Source organism: Rhodoferax sp. RT4P68 (assembly GCF_056521305.1).
This window is the reverse complement of the sequence record NZ_JBWMBB010000010.1, coordinates 260,085-275,908: the sequence shown is the minus strand read 5'-3', so window position 1 is coordinate 275,908 and position 15,824 is coordinate 260,085. Positions and strand designations below refer to the sequence as shown.

Sequence of the window (15,824 nt, the reverse complement as noted above, 5' to 3'; positions counted from 1 at the left end):
CGGCGCGTCGGGCTGACACAGCAACCGCGACGGTGTTAAAGAGGCCTTCGCGTCGTGCTGACCGATGAAGCACAGCGCTGGCGGAACACGACGATGGTGTGGTCTACGCAGCGAAATAAAGGAGGAGGTCTTGCCCGCCTTTCCGGCCCCAGGCCGGCAAGGCGGGCAAGGCCGGGGGACATTCGCGGAGTGGAGTACACCGTCGGCGTGGGCCCACCCCCAGGTTTTTTGAAGTCTCGAAACCAAAGCCGGCATCCAATCAAGCCAGTTACACGGATGGGCACTAGCAGCTGTCATTTCAGCCTGGTCTTCCGCGCCATCGGCGTCACCACCAAATGGTCCGCCACCGCATTGAGCTTCACCCGCTTGGGCGTCGCCGACTTGGATAGCGAGGCCAGCGCCACGAACCAGGCCTTGGGCATGTCGGTCGGCAGGCCGATGGGGATGCCAGCCAGCTTGGGCGTCTGGTGGAAGGGGTGGCCGGGCTCTTGAAACCCTGGCTCGGTGCAGGCAATGCAGGCGTAGCCGCCGCGTGTGCACGAGCCTTCTCCGTTCCACAGCCGCGTGTTGCAGTCCGCATGCACCTGCGTGCCCTTGCAGCCCATGTGCTCCATCATGCAGCCCAGGTCGGACGGCTTCTCGGCGCTGGCCTTGAACTCGTAGTACTCGTTGCGCGTGCAGCCGTGGTGGACCAACTGGTCGGCATAGAAGCGCGGGCGGTTCAGGCTGTCCAGCGCGCTGGCATCGAAGGTGCCAGCGGCCAGCGCCATCAGGCTGTCGAGCACCCAGCTCGGGTGCGTGGGGCAGCCGGCGATGTTGACCACGGGCAGGCCCGAGCGGCTGCGAAAGGCCGCGCCCAGCAGGCCACCGGGCCGGTCGTCCTCGTACTGCAGGCCGCAGGCATCGGTGGGGTTGTCTCCGCCTGCGGTGACGCCGCCCCAGGCCGCGCAACTGCCCACGGCGACGACGTGCTGTGCGACGGCCGCCAGCCGGCGCACCCAATCGACCATCGGCAGCCCGGTGCCGGCCATCATGTGGAAGCGGCCCGTGCCGTTGGGGCCGCGCAGCAGGGAGCCCTCGATGCACAGGGCGTCGAGCTCCAGCTCGCCCGCGAGGATGGCGCGCAGCAGATCGGTCAACTCATGCCCGCTGGCCAGCGACAGCGTGGGGTGCCACAGCAGGTCGATGCCGGCGTCACGCAACTGGCCGTGGAAGTCGCTGGTGTCGGCGCACAGCAGCGACATGCTGCAACCGCCACAGCCGCCGGATTGCAGCCACAGCACCTTGAATTGCGGGGTCGGCATCACGTCAGCCCTCCAGTCCGTAGCGCTGCATCTTGGCACGCAGGCCCACGCGCGACAGGCCCAGTTCCTTGGCGGCGCGGGTCTTGTTCCAGCGCTGGCGCAGCAGCACTTCGCGCAGCACCATGGCCTCGATGGCGGCCAGGCGTTCGGCCAGCGTGCCGGCTTGCGGCAGCGCGTCCAGTCCGGCCGGCGCCGAGGCGCGCGCGGTCTGGCCCTGCAGCACCCGGGGTGAGAACGCGGTGGCCGGCACCTCGCCGCCGTCGGACAGGGCGACCGCCCGCGCGATCTCGTTGCGCAGCTCGCGGATGTTGCCGGGCCAGGGGTAGGCCAGCAGGCAGGCCAACGCCTCGTCCGACAATGTGGCGCCGGGGCAGCCGAGTTCGGCACTCACCTCGCGCACCAGGCGCTGCGCGATGGGCGCGATGTCGCCACTGCGTTCGCGCAGCGGCGGCATGGTCAGCACCACGCCAGCCAGGCGGTAGTACAGGTCTTCGCGGAACAGGCCCTCGCGCACGCGCTGCTCCAGGTCGCGGTGCGTGGCGGCGATCACGCGCACGTCCACCGGCACCGGGCGCGGCGCGCCCACGGGCCGCACCTCGCCCTCTTGCAGCACGCGCAGCAGCCGCACCTGGAACGCGGGCGAGGTGTCGCCGATCTCGTCCAGAAACAAGGTGCCGCCATGCGCGCGCTGGAACAGGCCGGGCCGGTCTTCGAATGCGCCCGTGAACGAGCCGCGCTTGTGGCCGAAGAGTTCGGATTCCAGCAGCGAATCGGGCATGGCCGCGCAGTTCTCCACCGCGAACGGCCCCTCGGCGCGCGGGCTCGCGTAGTGGATGGCGCGCGCGATGAGCTCCTTGCCGCTGCCCGACTCGCCCAGCACCAGCACCGGCAGGTCGTAACGCGCCACGCGTTCGGCCATGGCGCAGACGGCATTCAGCGGGCTGCCCGATCCACGCTCGATGCGGTCGAAGTCGAACACGCTGCGCGCCTGCGCCTGCTTGCTCGCGAGACGCCGGCGCAGCACCGGCGTGGCGGTGCGCAGCTCCAGGTCCAGCTGGCCCATGCCGCGCTGCAGCGACTGGGCCTCGGCCGCGTCGCGCACGGTCTGCAGCAGGTGGTCCGGCACCCAGGGTTTCAGCAGGTACTGGTGGATGCCGGCGTCGTTGATGCCGGCGATGATGTCCTGCGAATCGGTGTAGCCGGAGATCACGATGCGCACCGTATCGGGCCAGCGCCCGCGCACCTCTTTGAGGAACGCCACGCCCGTGAGGCCCGGCATGCGCTGGTCGCACAGGATCACGCTCACCGGCTGGTGCTCCAGGTGCACGCGCGCGGCATCGGCGCTGCCGGCGGTGAGGACGGTGAAGTCTTCGTCCAGCGTGCGGCGGATCGCGTCCTGCGAGCGCACCTCGTCGTCGACGACGAGGACGGTCGGGAGCGCGGGATCAGCGTGCATGGGTGCGGCGGATTCTAGAAGCGCGCCGTCACCTCAGCAGATCCGCGGAAGCTGCTCACCGCTGAGCCAATCGACCACGCGGCGCCCGCCGAAGCGCGTGTCCATCTGCACGAAGCAGTGGTCGTCTTGCACCACGCTGCCAATGCGTGCCGCGGCCTCGCCCAGCGGATGCGCACGCATGGCGGCCAGCACGGCGTTGGCCGCCTCGGGTGCGCAGACGGCCACCAGCTTGCCCTCGTTGGCCACGTACAGCGGGTCCAGGCCCAGCAGCTCGCAGGCCGCGTCCACCTGCGGCAGCACGGGGATGGCGGCCTCGTCCAGCAGCATGCCCACGCCGGACTGGCGCGCGATCTCGTTCAGCGTGGTCGCCAGGCCGCCGCGCGTGGGGTCGCGCAGCACGCGCACTGCCCCCGGGGCTGCCTGCAGCATGGCGGCCACCAGCGTGTGCAGGGCGGCCGTGTCCGAGACGATCGTGGTCTCGAACTCCAGCGAAGCGCGCTTGGACGACACAGCCACGCCGTGGTCGCCCACCGTGCCCGAAAGCAGCAGCACGTCGCCAGGCCGCGCATTGGCACCGCCCGTGTCCACGCCCGGCGGCACCACGCCCAGCCCGGTGGTGGCGATGAACACGCCGTCGCCCTTGCCGCGTTCCACGACCTTGGTGTCGCCGGTGACGACCGGCACGCCGGCCTCACGCGCGGCAGCGGCCATGGACTGCACGATGCGCTGCAGGTCGGCCAGCGGGAAGCCTTCTTCCAAGATGAAGCTGGCCGTGAGGTACAGCGGCGTGGCGCCCGACATCGCCAGGTCGTTGACGGTGCCGTGCACGGAGAGGCAGCCGACGTCGCCACCGGGGAAGAACAGCGGCGAGACCACGTGGCCATCGGTCGCCAGCACCAGGCGTGCGCCGGGCGGCAGGGGCGGCGGCGCGAACACGGCGCCATCGTTGCCCTGGCGCAGCCATTCGTTGTCGAGCGCGGCGATGAACAGCTCGCGAATGAGCTGCGCTGCCGCACGGCCGCCGGCGCCATGGCCCATGTCGACGACGCCGTGCTTGATGTCCAGCGGGCGGCTGTAGTCCTTCTTGACATTTCTCATCGCGAAACCCCTGCCCTGCGGGGTGCGGAGCGCGCTTGCGTGGGGCGGCCCGGCGCTTTGCTCATGCAGCCTCCGCCACCACAGGAATGTCCTTGAACCGCCCATACGAATAGTGCGCGGCGCACGCCCCCTCGCTGGAGACCATGCACGAGCCCACCGGGTTCTCGGGTGTGCAGACGGTGCCGAAGATCTTGCAGTCCTGCGGCTTTTTCACGCCGCGCAGGATGGCGCCGCACTCGCAGGCCTTGTTGTCGGCCACGGGCGTGTAGCCCAGGCCAAAGCGCTGCTCGGCGTCGAAGCTGGCGTAGCGCGGCCGCAGCTTCAGCGCGCTGGCGGGCACCTCGCCCAGGCCGCGCCACTCGAAGCTCTCGCGCATCTCGAACACCTCGTCCATCAGCGCCTGCGCATTCGCATTGCCGCTGCGCGTGACGGCGCGGGTGAATTCGTTCTCGACCACGGCGCGGCCTTCGTTGACCTGGCGCACCAGCATCAGCACGGCCTGCATCACGTCCAGCGGCTCGAAGCCGGCGATGACCACCGGCTTGGCGTAGGTCTCGGCAAAGCCTTCGTAGGGCGCAGAGCCGATCACGATGCTCACGTGCGCCGGCCCCACGAAACCGTCGATGGGCACGGTGCCGTATTGCCGCACCTCGGGCGATTCGAGGATGTGCGTGATGGCCGCCGGCGTCAGCACATGGCAGCACAGCACGCTGAAGTTCGAGAGGCCCTCGCGCGCGGCGTCGCGGACGATGAGTGCCGTGGGCGGCGTGGTGGTCTCGAAGCCGATGGCGAAGAACACCACCTCGCGCTGCGGGTTGGCGCGCGCAATCGCCAGCGCGTCCGCGGCCGAATACACCATGCGGATGTCGCCGCCACGCGCCTTGGCCCGCACCAGCGACAGGCTGCCCGAGGCCGGCACACGCATGGTGTCGCCATAGGTGCAGACGATGGCGTCGTGCTGCAGCGCCAGCGTGATTGCCATGTCGATGCGGCCGATGGGCAGCACGCAGACCGGGCAGCCGGGGCCGTGCACCATGGTCACGTTGGCAGGCAGCAGGCCGGCCACGCCGTAGCGCGAGATCGCATGCGTGTGGCCGCCGCAGAATTCCATGAAGCTGTAGCGCCGGTCTGGCCGCGCCTCCTGCGCCAGGCGGTCGGCGATCTTGCGGGCGATGGCGCCGTCGCGGAATTCGTCGATGTATTTCATGGCAGCACCTGTGCGGGTTCGCGCGCGTGTTCAGCCGCCAGCTCTCCGTCGGCAACACCGGCCAGTTCGCCGAACATGGCCAGCGTGCGCTCGGCCTCGGCCGGGTCGATCTGCCCGATGGCATGGCCCACGTGCACGATCACGTAGTCGCCCACCTGCACGCCGTCCAGCAGCGCGATGGAAATGGTCTTGCGGATGCCGCCCAGCACCACGATGGCCTGGTTGTCGGGCAGCAGTTCGGCGACCCGCGCGGGGATGGCTAGGCACATGGTGGGGGTCCTTCGGCGTGGGCGGTCATGGGATGCTGGCGTGCTGCGCACTGTGGTGGTGAGCGCCTGCGGGCGGCAGCGCGGCGCTCTGGCTTGCCGGAAGCGCGTGCGCGGCCACCCAGGCCTGGCCCCAGGCAAGACCGGCGTCGCCGCAGGAGTTGGACAGCGGGCGCAGCACGCGCAGCCCGGCGGCCTGCAGGCGGCGCGTGACGCCCGCCGTCAGCAAGGCATTGAAAAAGCAGCCGCCGCCCAGGCACACGGCGCGGCTGCCGCAGCTGCGTGCAGCGTCCATCGCCCAGTGCGCCAGGCCTTGCGCGAACTGGTCGTGGAACCAGGCGGCGGCCTGTGGAACTTCGGCAGGCAGCGGCGCCCAGGCCAGCAGCTCGGCCAGCAGCGGGCGCAGGTCGAGCCGGTTGTGCGCGTCGGGGCTGGCTGTGGCGTTGCGCGCTGGCAGCGGGCCAGTGTGTTGGGTGGCCGCGTGTTCCAGAGCGATGGCGGCTTCGGCCTCGGACTGGCGCAGCGGGGCCACGCGCAGGGCGGCTGCGGCGGCGTCGAACCAGCGGCCGGCGCTGCTGCTGGGCGGGCAGTGCAGGCCCTGGGCCAGCATGGCGCACACGGTGCGGGCGGCGACGGGGCCGACCTGGGGTGCGAGCAAGGGCTCGATGGCATCGCTGCGGTCCAGTGCATGCAGCGCGGCGGCCAGTGCGCGCCAGGGCTCGCGCGCTGCCGCGTCACCACCCGGCAGCGCCAGCGGCCACAGATGGCCCAGGCGCGTGCAGCGGGCGCCGTCCACCCGCAGCAACTCGCCACCCCAGGCGCCACCGTCGTCGCCCAGGCCCACGCCGTCCAGCGCGAGGCCGATCACCGGTTCGTCCAGCCCATGCTCGGCCAGCACGGCGGCGATGTGCGCGTGGTGGTGCTGCACACCGATGGCGGGCACGCCCCATTGCACGGCCAGGAGTTGCGCCAGGTGCGTGCTGTAGAAATCCGGGTGCAGGTCGTGCGCGATGGCATCGGGGCGCGCCTTGGCGGCCAGGGCGTGGGCCGAGGCTTCCAGCGCGCGGCAGGCGGCTGCATCCTGCAGGTCGCCGTGCAGGCCAGACCAATGCACGCCCTGCGCGTCGAGCACGCAGGCGCGGTTCTTGAGCCAGGCACCCAGGGCCAGCACGGTGGGCGTCGCGGTGTGCATGGTTCAGCCGTGGGCGTGCGGGTGGGGATGTGCAGGGTCGGGGGCGTGGTCATGTGCGAGGCCCCCGGCGTGCGCACGCTGATGGTCCATCGTGTGCTCCAGCCAGTTGAGCCAGGCGTCCATGCCCTGGCCCGTGGTGGCCGACACCTTGAGCACGGCGATGCGCGGGTTCACCTGTCGCGCGGCTGCGATGCAACGCTGCACGTCGAATTGCAGATAGGGCAGCAGGTCCACCTTGTTCAGCACCATCAGCTCGGCGGCGGCGAACATGTCGGGGTACTTGAGCGGCTTGTCCTCGCCCTCGGTGACCGACAGGATGGCCACCTTGGCCGCCTCGCCCAGGTCCCACATCGCGGGGCAGACGAGGTTGCCGACGTTCTCGATGAACAGCAGGCTGGCGGGCTGGTCGTGGCCATGCTCGTGCATGTGCATGTGCATGTGCGTGTGCAGTTGCGCGAAGGCGTCGGCCACCATGGGGGCGTCGAGGTGGCAGCCCTTGCCGGTGTTGACCTGGATGGCCGGCGCGCCCGTGGCCCGCACGCGGTCGGCGTCGAAGCTGGTCTGCTGGTCGCCCTCGATCACGGCGACGGGCAGGGCCGGGTGCCGCTGGCGCAGCGCGGTGATGGTGGCACACAGCAGCGTGGTCTTGCCCGATCCGGGGCTGGACACCAGGTTCAGCGCGGTCACGCCATGGGCCTCGAAGTGCGCGCGGTTGCGGCCGGCGATGCGGTTGTTGGCGCCCAGGATGTCGGTCTCCAGCCGGATCGCGCGCTCGGCGCTCATGCCGGGCACTGACACGCGCGCGGGGCCGGCGCCGTAGTGCAGGTCGCCGTGGGTCGGGTCCACGCGCGGGCCTGCATGGGCGGGGGTCTCTTGGTGATCAGCGCAACCGCAGACGACGCACATCGTGGTTCTCCTTGTGTGAGGCCGCAGACATCAGTCCTCGACCCGCATCTCGATCAGTCGGAATTCCGTGCCGCCCGTGGGCTGCACACGGTAGTCGCCGCAGTGCGCACAGGCATCGCCTCGGCGCGCCAGCGGCGTGGTGCTGGCGCAGCCCAGGCACCAGGCCTGGCCCGGCGTTTCGTCGAACTCGATCTGCGCGCCCGCCAGCCGCGTGCCGGGCGCAATGGCCTCCAACGCGAACTGCAGCGCGCGCAGTTCCACACCGGCCAGCGCACCCACCTCCAGCCGCAGCCGCGTGACGCGCGCAAAGCCCTCGCGTGCGGCTGTGTCGTCGACCAGTTGTAGTACGCCGCCGGCCAGGCTGGCTTCATGCATGGCACAGCTCCGGTGCGATCTCGAAGGGGACGCAGGGGTCGTAGGCGGCCATCAGCGCGAGGATACGCCGCGTCTGTGGCACGCTGCTGTGGCTCGGCAGGTGCGCCAGCGCCTGGGCGACGGCGCCGTGCGGGTGGAAGTTCCAGTCTGTCGGCGCAACCACATGGCAGCGCAGCACGCGCGCTTGCGGGCCATCGCCGTCCAGCGCGACGTGGTGGATCAGCAGGCCGCGCGCCATCTCCACCCACGCCATGCCGCTATGGCCGGGCAATGCCAGCTGGCCGGTTTGCAGCCAGCCGCTGCCTGAGCGCGCGGGCACGTCGGGCAAGGCCAGGCGCGCGGCTTCGGCCAGGCGGGCGCCCAGGCGCATCCAGGGGGTGTTCAGGTGCGACGCGTCGCGCTGGTTCAGCCGGGTCCAGGGGCCGGTCTCGGCGCAGGTGCCTTGCCATTGGGGTTGGCGTGCGAAGCCGGTGCGTTGCAGCGATGCAGTCAAGGTTCGTAGCTGGGCCGGCTGGGCATGGGCGCGCAGCGCGGGGGATGCCGGCGTTGCTCGGTCGGCCGTCGCGCGCGCGCCGTGCAGCAGGCGGGGCAGCCATCCTTCGGTCTGCGCGGACCACTGGGTCAGCCATGCGCGTGGCCCTTGTTCCCAAGCCTGCAGCCAGGCATCGGCCGATACGCCCAGCCAGTCGCGCGCAAGCCAAGCCGCAATGCCTGCGCGCTGCGATGCCCAAGCGGTGTGCAACGCGGCGACGGGCATCGGGCCGCTGCGCAATGCCTGCAGCGCGGCGGCACTGCTCTCGGGCTGCCCTGAGGCGTTGGCCAGCAAGCGCGGCCAGTCCAGGCCCATGCGTCGCAGGTGCTCGCGCAGGGTCTCCACGCGCAACTGCTCGGCCTGTTCGGCGCCAGATGCGGGCTCTTGCTGCCGCGCGGCCTGCACGGCGCCCTGCGCGCACAGTCTGTGCGCGCTGCCGCACAGGTTGAACAGCGTGGCGAGCAGGGCGGGCAGGTCACTCGCCAGGCCGCCATGGGCCAGGCGCGCCACCAGGTCGGGCCGGGTGCTCGTGAGGTTGCCGGGGCAGGCCACGCCGGGGCGCAGCAGCAGGCTGCCGGTCCAGAGCGAGGCCGGCTCATGCATGCGCGGCCCCCCGGCCCAGCAGAAAGGCACGGCGCGCAGGCATCACCACTGGTGCCTCCACCGGTGCCAAGGCTGTTGCCTGCACCGGTGCCACGGCCGGTCGCCGTAGCAACTCCAGCACGCTCTGCGCCGTCGCCAGCGCTGCCGCCTGGTCCTCGAACTCCAGCACGGGCGAGAACAGCGAGCAGGCGGCATAGCTCCCCAGCCCCTCGTCGTGCATGCCGATGAACGCGAAGCTGTGGGTGCCCACGGTGCGCACGGACGACTGGCCCAGGCGGTCGGGCCGCTGCAGTGGTGCCAGGGGCAGCCAGACCAGGTTCATGAACCACGGCGTGAGCAGCACGCCGATGGAGGCGGGCAGGGCGTTGTCTTCAGCAGCATCGGGCTCAAAGCCCACGGCCGTGACCTGCAGCCCCGGGTGCAGCAGCGGCATGCCCTGCATGCGCGTGGCGGCGATGTGCTGGTACAGGGCCTCCAGTCCGGTGACGCGGGCAGCGTGCGCGCCCACACTCACAGCCTCTGCGACAGGGCGAGGCAGTGCAGAGGCGCGCGATGCGGTCGGCCTGGTGTCCCGGTCCATCTCACCCACCCTCCGGCAACACCATGAACTGCTCGGCATCCCCATCACACTGCGGACAGCGCCAGTGCGCGGGCAGGGCGGTGAAGGGCGTGCCGGGCGCGATCTGCCACACCTCGTCGCCCAGGGCCGGGTCGTAGACCCACCAGCAGATCTTGCATTCCAGCCGCGCGCCTTCGGCCAGCGCAGCGCTGTTGCCCAGGTAGCTGCCTTCGAAGCGTGGCGCACTGGTGGACTTCATGTCTGCTCCACCCACTCCAGCACTTCGCGCAGGCGCTCGTGCGAGTCTTCCAGGTCCTCGCGCGCGGCCTGCGCCACGTCGGGCAGGGCGCCGACCTCCACGGTGTTCAGGATCACCGCGTCTTCCGAGTTGTAGTAGACGACGCGCCAAGTGTGCGGCATGCAGGTGTTGGTGATGCGGCAGTTGCCATAACCGCGCGACAGGATCACCACGCGGCCCGTGCCCAGGTGGTGGTCCATGAAGCCGATGTCTTCGGTCGACATGGGCAGCAGCATGAGGTTGATCACGTGCGGCGGCTGGCCCTGGCGCCAGCGCTGCCACTGGTCCTCGATCTCGGCCAGCAGCAGCGGCGCGTTCTGCACGTTGGGCGGCAGTGGGCCTTCCCAGCGCGGCACCTGCGGCCACACATCCTGCGCGGCGGCCTCTTGCAGCGCCTCGGGCACGAAGCCCAGCTCCAGCTGGTCCGACACGACCTGGCCGCCACGCGCATGCACCACGCGCCAGACGCCGGCGAACACGGATTCCTGCACGCGCAGCTCGTCGCCCGTGTCCGGGCGCTGCTCCTTGCCTGTCGCGTTGCCCTTCTCGTTGCGCGGCAGCACCCGCGCGCTCACCTCGCCCTCGCCGAGCACAGTGTTGAGCAACCGGCGGTCGGCCTCGGGCAGATGGTTCAGCGGCACCACGCGGTTGCCGCCTTGCTTCAGTGCCTGCTGCAGTGCCGCCAGTGCCGCATGCAGCGCGGCCTTGCCCAGCGTCTGGCTGGCCACGTCCTCAGGCTCGGGCAGGATGGGGTTGCGGAAGGTCTGCATGCCCTGCGGCATCGGCATGTAGACCAGCTCGTCGGATTCTTCGGGCTGGCTGCCGGGGCCGATGGAGCGCACGGGGATGGGGAAGTCTTTCATGGGGTGCCTTGCGATGTGGTCAATGGCAAGTGCTGCCGCCAGCGCCCGCACTCACCACCGGGATGCCGATGGTCGGCGCGCGCCCCACCGGCATGGCCAGCGCGGCCTCCACCGCCTGCAGGTAGTCGCCCCAGTCGTGCATGCCCGCGAGCGTGGTCACGTACTGCCCGTCGCGCAGGAACAGCAGCGTGGGCCAACGGTTGGAGCCGTAGCGTTTGGCCAGCGCCTCTTCACGATCACGCGGCACCACGGCGATCTCGAAACGCCGCGAGGCGCAGGCGCGCAGCTCGGGCAGCACGACGGCCACGTCCTGGCCCTCGGGGAAGCGCACCGCATCGCCCGCGAACAGCACCACGCGGTCACCTCCCAGTGCGGCCCAGGCGGCGATGCTGGTCTCGTCGACCCAGGTCGCGCCGTGCACGTCGGCCAGGCGCGCGACCAGGGCAGACTGCTGCACGCCGGGGCGCGGCGCCTGCACGGGCAGCTGGATCAGGGTGTCGTCGGCGGTGGTGGCGAGGGTCATGGTGGGCAGTGCCAATGAGGTTTCAGGAAGCGCCGCCGACCAGCGCGCGCAGATCGTCGCGCGCCATGGTCGAGGGCAGGGTGAAGGCCGCGTCGTCCAGAGCGTCGCCCGCCATGGCAGCCTGCAGCAGGTCCAGTGTGGCGTTGACCTCGCGCGCACGCTCGGCCGTGATCTGCTCCTGCGCGCTGTCCAGGAACACCAGCAGCCAGTCGCCCTTGGCTACGGGCTCGACCAGCGCGGTGCGCACCTGGCGTGTCTCGCCACGCCCGCTGCACAGCGCATGGCCGGGCGTGGTGGACTGCACTTGCATGGGGATGCCGATGCACATGGTCAGAGAGCCGGAAAGAAGCGCGCATCGCCGCTGCGGCAGGCAGCCGCCGCGTCAGGCCGCTGGTCTTCGTAGCGGTCCAGCGCGAGTTCGCTGAAGGTCACGGCCTCGTGCGCAGCCAGCGCGGCGCGGCGCGGCTGCGGGTCGGCGCCCCAGGCACGCAGGCGCTCCAGACCCAGCATTAATGCCTCTTCCATCGCCTGCCGCACGCAGGGCCGCAGGCTGCCGCCGTAGTCGTCCAGTTCTTCGGGCTGGCAGCCGATCAACAGCACCTGCTGCGGGTAGCGCTCGGTCAGTTGCGCCAACGCCAGCACTTCCTGGAAGCCGGTCTGGTGCAGGCTCATCTTCTTGGCACCCATGAAGCGCGGCACGTCGTCGTTCTCGACCAGCTTCAAGGTGCCGGGCGCAAGGCCATAGTCCACCGCGTCGAAGATCAAGAGATGCGAGGCTGCCTGCACGTGCTGCACCAGGTACAGGCCCTGCGTGCCGCCGTCGATCAGCTGCACGTGCGGCGCGAACGTGAAGCGCTGCTGCAGCGCCTCGATGCAGCGCACGCCGAAGCCCTCGTCGGCCCACAACACGTTGCCGATGCCGAGGATGCAGATGGTGTGGTCCATGGGGTTATCCAATGCGCTGCGTGCGAGCTGCTTCGGACGAAGCAGGGTTGCGTTTTGTTGCCTCGGAGCTCCAAAGGGTGGGGGCGCGGGCCGAGGCCACCGGGTGGCCCCTTCCGCGAATGTCCCCCGCCAGGGCCGCAGGCGGCCCAGGCTCCTCCTTTATTTCGCTGCAGGGGCCACCCGATACCCTCGGCCCTGACGACGGCGCGTCGTGCTGAACGGTCAACAACGGCGCTGACGGAGCACGACGATGGTGTGCTCCACGCAGCGAAATCAAGGAGGAGCCCTGGGCCGCCTGCGGCCCTGGGCGGGGGACATTCGCGGAGTGGAGTACACCGTCGGCGTGGTCCCAGCCCCCGGCGTTCCCAAACATCACCGCATGAAGCGGGCCATACACCCTTGCGTCGTTCAACAGAGGTCTCTCCACATCAATCCTTGAACGTGCGGTGCCCCGACACCATGGTGCTCACGACCGACGAGCGTCCCATGATGTCCTCACGGATCGCCGCGTACACATGGATGATCACGAAACACACCAGCCCCCACATGCCCATGCGGTGCCAGGTGTGCACGTCCTGCGACTGGCCGAACAGCGGGATGACCCAGCCGAACATGCGCTCCTGCCACGAGCCCATCTGCGCGCCCTCGCCATACAGCGCAAAGCCCGTCACCACCATGAACAGCGCCAGCAGCAAAAAGCCGAACACCATCGCGAATCGTGCCAGCGGGTTGTGCCCCACGTAGCGACCTGGCCGCGCGCCGACGAAGGCATACCACTTCAGCATGCGCCAGACTTCCACCCAGTAGTCGCGCCGCCACAGCGGCACCCAGAACAGCTCACGCGCATGGTGGTTGCCGACGATGGCCCAGTAGATGCGCCCCAGCAGCCCCACTGCCAGCACATAGCCGGCCGCGAAGTGCGCAAAGCGGATGTAGCCCATCAGGTAGTTCGCGCTGGCCTCGCCGGGCTGCGTGGGCAGCGGCGCGCCGATGAAATAGCCCGTGACGGCCAGCACCGTGATGGCCAGCGCGTTGACCCAGTGCCACAGGCGCACCGGGGCTTCGTAGACGTAGACGGACTTGATCGACGCCGCTTGCGCGACCTCGCGGGCTTCGGGGTCGCCGGCGGTGGGCCGTGCGCTGGGGGGAAGGGTAGAGGCCATGGTGTGTGCCTTTGCTGCAATGTGCGCTTGCTGGTTGACGGGCCTACAGGCGCGTGGCCAGCATCGCCAGGCCGGCCAGCCCCAAGGCTGCTGCGGCGGCCTGGCGCGTCCATGCCGGCAGGCGGGTGAGCGCGCTGCCCGCCGCCAGGCCGACGGCATGCAGCACCGCCGAGCCGAGCAGGATGCCGCCCGCCGTGGCCAGCATCGCGCCGCCCGGTGCCAACTCACTGCCATGGGCGCTGCCGTGCAGCAGGGCGGCAGTGCCGATGACGGCCAGCCCGGCCACAGGTGCCAGGTGTTTGCCCGCGAACAGCAGTGCGCCGAACAAGGCCACGCTGAGCGCCACACCCGCTTCGGTGCCCGGCGGCACGATGCCCTGCCAGGCCAGCGCAACCCCTGCCGCCAGCATCACCAGGAACACGGCCGGCCCCGCAAGGCGCCGCCCCGCAGGCAGAGCCAGCACCGACCAGGCGCCCACGGCGACCATGGCCAGCAGATGGTCCAGCCCCAGGAAGGGGTGGGCCAGCGCGGCCGCGAAGCCGCCGGCGTCGTGCCCCGGATGGGCCTGGGCTGCGCCGGTGGCCAGCAGGGCCAGCACGCAGGCGGCGCGGGGGGTAATGGAAGAAGTAGGCATGCGGTTCTCCTCGTGTGGTCGTGCCATTCAGCGCACCTTGACGCGCGTGAGTTCCTGCCCGTCCGGGCTCATCACGTGCGTGGAGCAGGCCAGGCAGGGGTCGAAGGAATGGAGCGTGCGCAGGATCTCCACCGGCTGCTCGGGGTTGGCCATGGGCGTGTTCATCAGGCTGGCCTCGAACGCGCCGATCTGGCCCTTGTTGTCGCGCGGGCTGCCGTTCCAGGTGGTGGGCACCACGCACTGGTAGTTCTCGATGCGGCCATCCTTGATGCGGATCCAGTGGCCCAGCGCGCCGCGCGGTGCGGCCACGCTGCCCACGCCCTTGGCCTCTTTGGGCCAGGTCGCAGGGTCCCACTTCTCGACGTTGGCCGTGGCCGTGTCGCCGGCCTTGATGTTGGCCACCATCTCCTTGAAATCGTCGTACATCATCTCGGCGCAGTACTGCGACTCGAGTGCGCGCGCCAGCGTGCGGCCGATGGTCGTGGGCAGCAGTTGCTTGGGGCTGAGCTGCGTCTCGGGCAGCCCCAGCGCCTTGGGGATGCCGCTGTTGATCATCATGGCCGCGTGGTCCACCTGCGCCTTCACGCGCTGCACATGCGGGTTGCTTTTGAGCGCATGCGCATAGCCCAGGATGTAGCGCGCCAGCGGGCCGACCTCCATCGCGTGGCCGCGCCAGCGGGGCGACTTGATCCACGAATACTTGGCGCTCTCGTCCAGCGCCTCGATGTTGGTGCGCGTGCCCTTGGTCTTGTCGCCCAGCACGTAGTTGGGCTCGGTCACGCCGTCCCACGGGTGCAGGCCTTTGGTTTCGTCGGCGTACTTGTACCAACTGTGCGGCACGAATTCCTGGATCTGCTCGGGGTCGCGCATGTCCACGGGCTGGATCTCGTCCCAGTTGCCGTTCAGGATGGCGCCGCCGGGCAACTGCTGCGTTTGCGCGCGGCCCATCACCTTTTCGTAGGTGCCGTAGTCCATCACGTTGGTGGCCGACAGCCCGCCGCCATACAACCAGCCGGCCTGCTTGTAGAGCGTGCCGATGGCGATCACATCGGGCACGTAGACGTTGTCGTTGAAGGTGATCATCTCCTGGATGCGCGCCTCCACGAAGTTCAGCCGCTCCATGTTGATGGGCGCGCCGGCCGCGCCTTCCTTGTCGATGTTGATGGCGCAGGGCATGCCGCCCACCAGGTAGTTGGGATGCGGGTTCTTGCCGCCGAAGATGGTGTGCAGCTTGACCCATTCCTTCTGCAGGTCCAGCGCCTCCAGGTAGTGCGTCACGGCCATCAGGTTGGCCTCGGGCGGCAGCACATAGGCCTTGCTGCCCCAGTAGCCGTTCATGAACGGCCCGAGCTGGCCCGACTCGACGAACTTCTTCAGCCGGTTCTGGATGTCGCGGAAGTAGCCCGGCGCGCTCATCGGGTGCGCGGGCGAGACCAGGTGCTGCAGGTCCGAGGTCTTCTTGGGGTCGGCCTTCAACGCCGAGACCACGTCCACCCAGTCCAGCGCATGCAGGTGGTAGAAGTGCACGGCGTGGTCGTGGACCTGCAGCGTCTTGGCCATCATCTCGCGGATGAGGTAGGCGTTCTTGGGGATCACGATGCCCAGCGCGTCTTCCACGGCGCGCACCGAGGCCAGCGCGTGGCAGCCCGTGCACACTCCGCAGATGCGCTCGACAAAGGCCCAGGCATCGCGCGGGTCGCGGCCCTTCAAGATGACTTCCAACCCGCGCCACATCGTGCCGGTGGAGACGGCGTTGCGGATCACGTTGTTGCTGTCCAGGTTGACCTCGCAGCGCATGTGGCCCTCGATGCGCGTGACCGGGTCGACGACGATGCGCCGGCCCGTGTTGTCCATGCGAAATCCCTGCGTTTCATAAGCACCCATGCCTTGCTCCTCGTGT

The 15,824-nt window shown here is 69.9% G+C and carries 18 protein-coding genes; all 18 read right to left on the bottom strand.

Features of this window, described 5'->3' with window-relative positions; genetic code table 11:
* Positions 1-293: 293 nt before the first annotated feature.
* Positions 294-1,304, bottom strand: a complete 1,011-nt coding sequence (locus AC099J_RS21710; RefSeq protein ID WP_479617368.1) for an NADH-quinone oxidoreductase subunit B family protein — start codon at positions 1,302-1,304, stop codon at positions 294-296.
* A gap of 4 nt (positions 1,305-1,308) precedes the next feature.
* Positions 1,309-2,760, bottom strand: coding sequence for a sigma-54-dependent transcriptional regulator (locus tag AC099J_RS21705; RefSeq protein ID WP_479617367.1), 1,452 nt, complete (start codon positions 2,758-2,760; stop codon positions 1,309-1,311).
* A 33-nt stretch (positions 2,761-2,793) separates the two neighbouring features.
* Positions 2,794-3,858 (bottom strand): hydrogenase expression/formation protein HypE, encoded by a 1,065-nt coding sequence (gene hypE / locus AC099J_RS21700; protein ID WP_479617366.1) that lies wholly within the window; start codon positions 3,856-3,858, stop codon positions 2,794-2,796.
* Positions 3,859-3,919: 61 nt separating this feature from the next.
* A complete protein-coding gene (hypD, locus tag AC099J_RS21695; protein ID WP_479617365.1) occupies positions 3,920-5,065 on the bottom strand; it encodes a hydrogenase formation protein HypD in 1,146 nt (381 codons plus the stop codon).
* Positions 5,062-5,334, bottom strand: coding sequence for a HypC/HybG/HupF family hydrogenase formation chaperone (locus AC099J_RS21690; protein WP_479617364.1), 273 nt, complete (start codon positions 5,332-5,334; stop codon positions 5,062-5,064). Before AC099J_RS21690 ends, hypD begins: the two co-directional genes overlap by 4 nt.
* Before the next feature lie 25 nt (positions 5,335-5,359).
* The gene (locus AC099J_RS21685) at positions 5,360-6,523 is read right to left on the bottom strand and encodes a Kae1-like domain-containing protein (RefSeq protein ID WP_479617363.1); all 1,164 of its coding nucleotides are present in this window, start codon (positions 6,521-6,523) and stop codon (positions 5,360-5,362) included.
* Positions 6,524-6,526: 3 nt separating this feature from the next.
* A complete protein-coding gene (gene hypB / locus AC099J_RS21680) occupies positions 6,527-7,429 on the bottom strand; it encodes a hydrogenase nickel incorporation protein HypB (protein WP_479617362.1) in 903 nt (300 codons plus the stop codon).
* A 30-nt stretch (positions 7,430-7,459) separates the two neighbouring features.
* Positions 7,460-7,804, bottom strand: coding sequence for a hydrogenase maturation nickel metallochaperone HypA/HybF (locus AC099J_RS21675; protein ID WP_479617361.1), 345 nt, complete (start codon positions 7,802-7,804; stop codon positions 7,460-7,462).
* Positions 7,797-8,939, bottom strand: coding sequence for a hypothetical protein (locus AC099J_RS21670; protein WP_479617360.1), 1,143 nt, complete (start codon positions 8,937-8,939; stop codon positions 7,797-7,799). The genes AC099J_RS21675 and AC099J_RS21670 overlap by 8 nt, the downstream gene beginning before the upstream one ends.
* Positions 8,932-9,447 (bottom strand): [NiFe]-hydrogenase assembly chaperone HybE, encoded by a 516-nt coding sequence (hybE, locus tag AC099J_RS21665; protein ID WP_479617359.1) that lies wholly within the window; start codon positions 9,445-9,447, stop codon positions 8,932-8,934. Before hybE ends, AC099J_RS21670 begins: the two co-directional genes overlap by 8 nt.
* Positions 9,448-9,520: 73 nt before the next feature.
* On the bottom strand, positions 9,521-9,757 hold the full coding sequence (locus AC099J_RS21660) for a rubredoxin (RefSeq protein WP_479617358.1): 237 nt from the start codon (positions 9,755-9,757) through the stop codon (positions 9,521-9,523).
* Positions 9,754-10,659: a hydrogenase expression/formation protein gene (locus AC099J_RS21655; RefSeq protein ID WP_479617357.1), complete on the bottom strand. Its 906-nt coding sequence runs from the start codon at positions 10,657-10,659 to the stop codon at positions 9,754-9,756. The genes AC099J_RS21660 and AC099J_RS21655 overlap by 4 nt, the downstream gene beginning before the upstream one ends.
* A 19-nt stretch (positions 10,660-10,678) precedes the next feature.
* Positions 10,679-11,182 (bottom strand): hydrogenase, encoded by a 504-nt coding sequence (locus AC099J_RS21650; RefSeq protein WP_479617356.1) that lies wholly within the window; start codon positions 11,180-11,182, stop codon positions 10,679-10,681.
* Between the two features lie 22 nt (positions 11,183-11,204).
* Positions 11,205-11,510 carry a HypC/HybG/HupF family hydrogenase formation chaperone gene (locus AC099J_RS21645; RefSeq protein WP_479617355.1) on the bottom strand — a complete coding sequence of 102 codons (306 nt, stop codon included), beginning with the start codon at positions 11,508-11,510 and terminating at the stop codon, positions 11,205-11,207.
* Positions 11,511-11,512: 2 nt separating this feature from the next.
* Positions 11,513-12,127 carry a HyaD/HybD family hydrogenase maturation endopeptidase gene (locus tag AC099J_RS21640; protein WP_479617354.1) on the bottom strand — a complete coding sequence of 205 codons (615 nt, stop codon included), beginning with the start codon at positions 12,125-12,127 and terminating at the stop codon, positions 11,513-11,515.
* 428 nt (positions 12,128-12,555) lie between these two features.
* Positions 12,556-13,290, bottom strand: coding sequence for a Ni/Fe-hydrogenase, b-type cytochrome subunit (gene cybH / locus AC099J_RS21635; RefSeq protein ID WP_479617353.1), 735 nt, complete (start codon positions 13,288-13,290; stop codon positions 12,556-12,558).
* A gap of 43 nt (positions 13,291-13,333) precedes the next feature.
* Entirely contained in the window at positions 13,334-13,924 is a 591-nt protein-coding gene (locus AC099J_RS21630; protein WP_479617352.1) for a HupE/UreJ family protein, read from the bottom strand.
* A 27-nt stretch (positions 13,925-13,951) separates the two neighbouring features.
* Positions 13,952-15,808, bottom strand: coding sequence for a nickel-dependent hydrogenase large subunit (locus tag AC099J_RS21625; RefSeq protein WP_479617351.1), 1,857 nt, complete (start codon positions 15,806-15,808; stop codon positions 13,952-13,954).
* Between the last annotated feature and the right edge of the window lie 16 nt (positions 15,809-15,824).

What these genes read in the sequence shown, in the direction of transcription:
- AC099J_RS21710 (WP_479617368.1), bottom strand. Translation starts at nt 1,304, where the DNA reads ATGCCGACCCCGCAATTCAAGGTGCTGTGGCTGCAATCCGGCGGCTGT.
- AC099J_RS21705 (WP_479617367.1), bottom strand. Translation starts at nt 2,760, where the DNA reads ATGCACGCTGATCCCGCGCTCCCGACCGTCCTCGTCGTCGACGACGAG.
- hypE (WP_479617366.1), bottom strand. Translation starts at nt 3,858, where the DNA reads ATGAGAAATGTCAAGAAGGACTACAGCCGCCCGCTGGACATCAAGCAC.
- hypD (WP_479617365.1), bottom strand. Translation starts at nt 5,065, where the DNA reads ATGAAATACATCGACGAATTCCGCGACGGCGCCATCGCCCGCAAGATC.
- AC099J_RS21690 (WP_479617364.1), bottom strand. Translation starts at nt 5,334, where the DNA reads ATGTGCCTAGCCATCCCCGCGCGGGTCGCCGAACTGCTGCCCGACAAC.
- AC099J_RS21685 (WP_479617363.1), bottom strand. Translation starts at nt 6,523, where the DNA reads ATGCACACCGCGACGCCCACCGTGCTGGCCCTGGGTGCCTGGCTCAAG.
- hypB (WP_479617362.1), bottom strand. Translation starts at nt 7,429, where the DNA reads ATGTGCGTCGTCTGCGGTTGCGCTGATCACCAAGAGACCCCCGCCCAT.
- AC099J_RS21675 (WP_479617361.1), bottom strand. Translation starts at nt 7,804, where the DNA reads ATGCATGAAGCCAGCCTGGCCGGCGGCGTACTACAACTGGTCGACGAC.
- AC099J_RS21670 (WP_479617360.1), bottom strand. Translation starts at nt 8,939, where the DNA reads ATGCATGAGCCGGCCTCGCTCTGGACCGGCAGCCTGCTGCTGCGCCCC.
- AC099J_RS21660 (WP_479617358.1), bottom strand. Translation starts at nt 9,757, where the DNA reads ATGAAGTCCACCAGTGCGCCACGCTTCGAAGGCAGCTACCTGGGCAAC.
- AC099J_RS21655 (WP_479617357.1), bottom strand. Translation starts at nt 10,659, where the DNA reads ATGAAAGACTTCCCCATCCCCGTGCGCTCCATCGGCCCCGGCAGCCAG.
- AC099J_RS21650 (WP_479617356.1), bottom strand. Translation starts at nt 11,182, where the DNA reads ATGACCCTCGCCACCACCGCCGACGACACCCTGATCCAGCTGCCCGTG.
- AC099J_RS21645 (WP_479617355.1), bottom strand. Translation starts at nt 11,510, where the DNA reads ATGTGCATCGGCATCCCCATGCAAGTGCAGTCCACCACGCCCGGCCAT.
- AC099J_RS21640 (WP_479617354.1), bottom strand. Translation starts at nt 12,127, where the DNA reads ATGGACCACACCATCTGCATCCTCGGCATCGGCAACGTGTTGTGGGCC.
- cybH (WP_479617353.1), bottom strand. Translation starts at nt 13,290, where the DNA reads ATGGCCTCTACCCTTCCCCCCAGCGCACGGCCCACCGCCGGCGACCCC.
- AC099J_RS21630 (WP_479617352.1), bottom strand. Translation starts at nt 13,924, where the DNA reads ATGCCTACTTCTTCCATTACCCCCCGCGCCGCCTGCGTGCTGGCCCTG.
- AC099J_RS21625 (WP_479617351.1), bottom strand. Translation starts at nt 15,808, where the DNA reads ATGGGTGCTTATGAAACGCAGGGATTTCGCATGGACAACACGGGCCGG.